The sequence below is a fragment of the Natronomonas sp. genome, from assembly GCF_047616845.1.
Classification (GTDB): Archaea; Halobacteriota; Halobacteria; order Halobacteriales; family Haloarculaceae; genus Natronomonas.
Window position 1 is genome coordinate 1 of sequence record NZ_JBLGBY010000087.1, and the last position, 4,045, is coordinate 4,045.

Consider the following 4,045-nt stretch of genomic DNA (forward strand, 5'->3'; position numbering starts at 1 on the left):
TGACGACGCTAGCCGAATCGAAGACCGAGATGACGGAGATGCTTCTGCCGAACGAGACGAACAATCTTGGGCGCGCGCTCGGGGGCGCAGTCCTCCACTGGATGGACATCTGTGCGGCCATCTCCAGTATGCGCTTTGCCGGCACCCAGTGTGTGACCGCGTCGATGGATCACGTCGACTTCGTCAGCCCCATCGACCTCGGCGAGGTAGCCGTCATCGAGGGGTACGTGTTCAACACCGGACGGACGAGCATCGACGTGAAAGTCGACGTGCACGCAGAAGACCCCCGGAGCGACGACCGTCGACTCGCCACCTCGTCGTTTTTCACGTTCGTGGCGGTCGATGAGAACGGTCGACCGACGGAGGTGCCGTCTCTGAAGTGCCCGACCGATGTCGAAACGGCGCTGCAGGAGGAAGCCATCGAGGAACGGCGCGAACAGCTGCGGGAGGTCGCCGACGGGCTCGACGACCTCGATTGACTGGCTGACCCGCCGTGGTTCCGCCGACAGCGGCCGGAGAGGTATAAATAGCCGTTAAAACGTGGCAGAACGCTCTTTGACCGAACGACAGAGTTCATATATAGTGAGACACGTTACCCTTCGACTACGCGCTGAGGAGGGTATGCACCCGTTCGGGGACGACGTGCTGGAGGCCCCCGATATCGGCGAGCACGCCGTCCACCATTTCAACGTCATCGACGAGGACAATGCCGTTGTTCTCGTGGAGTTCGAGGGCGCTGCCGACCGGATTTCGGATCCCGAGGCAGCCTTCTCCGTGACGGTTTCCGAATCCGGTGACAGCACCTTCGTGTTCGCACACATCCCGCCAAACGGGTGGGCCGAGCGGCTCTCGCCGTTCACGCGTGCGGACGAGGTGTTCATCGAGATGCCGATGTACTACTCCGAGGACGGGGCGATGGAGGTGACTGCGGTCGGAAAGCGAGAGGCCCTCCAGGCGACGACTGCGGCGCTGCCGGAGGCCGTCACAGTCGAGGTCTTATCAACGGGGCCGTACGCGCCGAGCCACCGCCGTCTCTACGAGCGACTGACCCACCGACAGCTTGAGACCCTCCGGACGGCGGTACAGGTCGGCTACTACGACGTCCAGCGGAGCGTCGGCTACGAAGCTGTCGGCGAAGAACTCGGAATTAGTGCCGATACGGTCGGCGAGCACCTCCGGAAAATCGAATCGACCATCTTCACTGACGTGTTGCGCCCCGAAACCGACCAACGGTCACGCGTCGGCTGACTACCGGACGACGGTGACTGGCACGGGTGAGCGCCGAACCACTGCTTCTGCGACGCTGCCGAGCAGGATGCGAGAGACACCTTCGCGGCCGTGGCTCCCCATCACAACCGCGTCGATGTCGTGTTCCTCGACGTACTCGACGATTTCACGCGCCGGACGGCCGACGATAGTGTCGGTTTCCAGGTCGCGGTCGACGCCCTCTTGGGCCTCCTCGAACAGCACCTCGGCTCGCTCCTCAGCGTCCTCGTACCACTCCGTCCAGTAGCCGGGGAGTGCCGCCTCGGGAGGGGCCTCGTAGCCGGCCTCGACGAAATCAAGGACGTGCAGGAGCACGATATCGGCGTCCTCGTACTGCTCGATGGCGTGATTCAGCGCTTTTTCGGCGAGCTCGGAGCCGTCGTACGGAACCACTACGCGCATGTCTGCCGCTTCTCGGGCCCCCGTGTTAAGCGTGGGTGTCAGCGCAGGGGTGTGGTTTTATTCCCGCATCCCCAAACGCCGGCCATGGGACTCAACGTTGACCCGCCCGACCCGCCGGCCCTCCCCGAGGTCGACACGGGCGAGTACGAGGACGTGGAAGTGCAGGGCGAAGAGTACCGACGCGAGGAACTGGAATCGCTGCTGGCCGAGGGCGCCTGGGCCGAGGCGTTCGAGAAATGGGCGGCCGAGACCGACATCGACGAAACGGAGTTCGCCATCGCCGAAGAGTTGGGACTGTTCGAAGAGTTCGATTTCTTCTGGGACGATTTCGCCGACCGCGTCGGCTATCACGCACCCGGCCTCCCGGAGGATTGGCGAGAGCGGAACCTCCATCCGGAGCTCGATTCCTGGGAGAAAGTGTCCGGCATCAATGCCGCTCTGGCGTCGTTCGGCGACACCGTCAGCCGCACGCTGAAGGAGGAGTATATCGACTGGGAAGCCGAGTACGAGGCCCCCGACGACCTGCCTGACTTCTGATCAGAACCGGTCGTAGATGGCGGTCAACGACGTACTCGACAACACCTTGTCACCGATGGCGTCGTCGAAGTCGTCACGGTTGACGCCCGGTTCGGCGTCGAGTGGCCGTTCCAGCGCGAGCACGGCGAAGCGATACTCGTTCTGCCCTGGCGTTTCGTGACACGGCGAGCGGTAGCCAACGAATCCCTCGTCGTTCAACCCCTGGATTGCACCGGGGACGGCGTCCGGACGCGCTTCGGTTTGAATCCCCGCTGGAATTTCGAGTGTGTCGTCGGCCGGCAGGTTCCACATCGTCCAGATGGTGCCGGGACTGTAGCCGCGGAGCCACTCGCCGACGATAGCGAGCGATTCGGTTTCCGGCGGAATCCCCTCGACGACCAGTGGCGGCGACAGCGACTCACCGTCACAGGTGAATCGTTCGGGAATTTCGCCATCCTCGAAGGCTGGGGCGGAAAGTGTCAGGTTGTCCTCGGCGGGCGGCGTGCCGCCGATGGTACAGCCGGCAGTCACGGCCGCCGAAAGCGTCACGAGCAACGAGCGCCGTCGCATACCGTCTCTTCGTACTCGGTCGTTATGACCCCACCGAGACGCAGCCGTCGGTCGTCAACGTACCCTTGATTACGGAGGACATCGTTCCATCGAGTATGAGCGCCGAAATCGTGCCGCCGGAACGGCGGACGTGCGAACGATGCGGCCGAACTGACGTCTGGGACTCCGATGTGGAGAACTGGGTCATCGCCGAGGAGGACGGCGAACGACAGGTCGGCGATAGACACTGCATCCACGAGTGGGACATCAACGGTCGGTACAACCCCGTCGAGGGAAAGCCGGACGCGAACGCCAATCGCGGAAGTGGGTCTGATACGGACGCGAACGTCTGATGCCGACCGTCTACATCACCGCACCGCCTGACGCAGCCGACGGCCTCACCGCGACGCTGGTCGAGGAGCGGTTAGCAGCGTGTGTGGAGTGGGTCGAAGCCAGCGTCGAGTGAGGAATCCCGCGGTGGTGGCTGTCGGAGATTCCCCCAACCACGGGGTTCTTTTTGCCAGCGATGGAATGGCGAGCCATCCACATGTCGAATCAGGATGTCTCCCCGCCGCGAAGCGTCGACAGCAACCTCTTCATCACGGTTTCCGGGCCACCGGGCTGTGGCGCGACGACGCTCAGCGAGGGGCTCGCGGAGGCGCTCGACTGTGGCTTCGTCTCCGGTGGCGAGGTGTTCCGCGACATCGCCGAGGAGCGCGACATGACGCTCACCCAGCTCGTCGCTGAGGCGAGCGGCTCCTCGGATATCGACCGTGAACTCGACCGGCGACTCCAGACCATCGCCGAGAAGTGGGGCGCCTCGAACAAGGCGTTCATCCTCGAATCCCGGCTTGCGGGCTGGCTGGCTGGCAACCGCGCCGACATCCGCATCTGGGTGGACGCACCGGAGGAAATCCGCGTCGAACGGACGGCCGACCGCGAGGAGATGGAAGCCGAGATGCGCGTCCGTGAGGTCATCGAGAAGAAACGCTACGAGGACTACTACGATATCGACCTCTCCGACCGGTCGATATACGACCTTTCGGTGAACACGGCGCGCTGGAGCACCGAGAACACCCTCGATATCATCCTTCGGGCTATCGAGATGTACGACCCGATGGACGACGAAGGAGCGGTGCCGACGCCGCCGCTTGACGTCGAGGAAGGCGCCGACGAGTAACCCGACACGCGCGGCTACAGGCGCTGAAGAAAAAACGAAGGAATTTGGGGGTCGTTAGTTAGCGGCGTCTTCAACCTGGTCGCTCACGTCTTCGACCTGCTCTTCGACCTGGTCGCTCACGTCTTCGACCTG

Annotated in this window: 7 protein-coding genes and 1 pseudogene; 6 read left to right on the forward strand and 2 right to left on the reverse strand. The window is 63.5% G+C overall.

Annotation, left to right across the window (positions count from 1 at the left end):
• A partial coding sequence (locus ACI8UR_RS12205) for an acyl-CoA thioesterase (protein WP_415087924.1) occupies positions 1-479 on the forward strand: 479 nt, incomplete at its 5' end.
• Positions 480-621: 142 nt separating this feature from the next.
• Entirely contained in the window at positions 622-1,248 is a 627-nt protein-coding gene (locus ACI8UR_RS12210) for a helix-turn-helix domain-containing protein (RefSeq protein WP_411714500.1), read from the forward strand.
• Here ACI8UR_RS12210 and ACI8UR_RS12215 read toward each other — a convergent pair whose 3' ends face one another.
• The gene (locus ACI8UR_RS12215; protein ID WP_411714501.1) at positions 1,249-1,668 is read right to left on the reverse strand and encodes a universal stress protein; all 420 of its coding nucleotides are present in this window, start codon (positions 1,666-1,668) and stop codon (positions 1,249-1,251) included.
• A gap of 84 nt (positions 1,669-1,752) precedes the next feature.
• Between ACI8UR_RS12215 and ACI8UR_RS12220 the strand changes: the two genes are divergently transcribed.
• Positions 1,753-2,205, forward strand: a complete 453-nt coding sequence (locus tag ACI8UR_RS12220; RefSeq protein WP_411714502.1) for a hypothetical protein — start codon at positions 1,753-1,755, stop codon at positions 2,203-2,205.
• Here ACI8UR_RS12220 and ACI8UR_RS12225 read toward each other — a convergent pair whose 3' ends face one another.
• The gene (locus tag ACI8UR_RS12225) at positions 2,206-2,754 is read right to left on the reverse strand and encodes a YbhB/YbcL family Raf kinase inhibitor-like protein (protein WP_411714503.1); all 549 of its coding nucleotides are present in this window, start codon (positions 2,752-2,754) and stop codon (positions 2,206-2,208) included. It abuts the gene before it with no gap.
• Positions 2,755-2,849: 95 nt separating this feature from the next.
• On the opposite strand from ACI8UR_RS12225, the gene ACI8UR_RS12230 reads away from it, so the two are divergent.
• From ACI8UR_RS12230 to cmk, 3 genes and pseudogenes are all read left to right on the forward strand, one after another.
• Positions 2,850-3,086 (forward strand): HEWD family protein, encoded by a 237-nt coding sequence (locus ACI8UR_RS12230; protein WP_411714504.1) that lies wholly within the window; start codon positions 2,850-2,852, stop codon positions 3,084-3,086.
• Positions 3,086-3,172 (forward strand): annotated as a pseudogene (locus ACI8UR_RS12235) (divalent-cation tolerance protein CutA); the annotation flags it as partial. The gene ACI8UR_RS12230 and the pseudogene ACI8UR_RS12235, both read left to right, overlap by 1 nt.
• Before the next feature lie 108 nt (positions 3,173-3,280).
• The gene (gene cmk / locus ACI8UR_RS12240; RefSeq protein WP_411714505.1) at positions 3,281-3,913 is read left to right on the forward strand and encodes a (d)CMP kinase; all 633 of its coding nucleotides are present in this window, start codon (positions 3,281-3,283) and stop codon (positions 3,911-3,913) included.
• The last annotated feature ends 132 nt before the right edge of the window (positions 3,914-4,045 follow it).

Bases quoted from the DNA above. Each gene is read 5' to 3' on its own strand.
- ACI8UR_RS12225 (WP_411714503.1), bottom strand. From the start codon at position 2,754: ATGCGACGGCGCTCGTTGCTCGTGACGCTTTCGGCGGCCGTGACTGCC.
- ACI8UR_RS12210 (WP_411714500.1), top strand. From the start codon at position 622: ATGCACCCGTTCGGGGACGACGTGCTGGAGGCCCCCGATATCGGCGAG.
- ACI8UR_RS12230 (WP_411714504.1), top strand. From the start codon at position 2,850: ATGAGCGCCGAAATCGTGCCGCCGGAACGGCGGACGTGCGAACGATGC.
- ACI8UR_RS12215 (WP_411714501.1), bottom strand. From the start codon at position 1,668: ATGCGCGTAGTGGTTCCGTACGACGGCTCCGAGCTCGCCGAAAAAGCG.
- cmk (WP_411714505.1), top strand. From the start codon at position 3,281: ATGTCGAATCAGGATGTCTCCCCGCCGCGAAGCGTCGACAGCAACCTC.
- ACI8UR_RS12220 (WP_411714502.1), top strand. From the start codon at position 1,753: ATGGGACTCAACGTTGACCCGCCCGACCCGCCGGCCCTCCCCGAGGTC.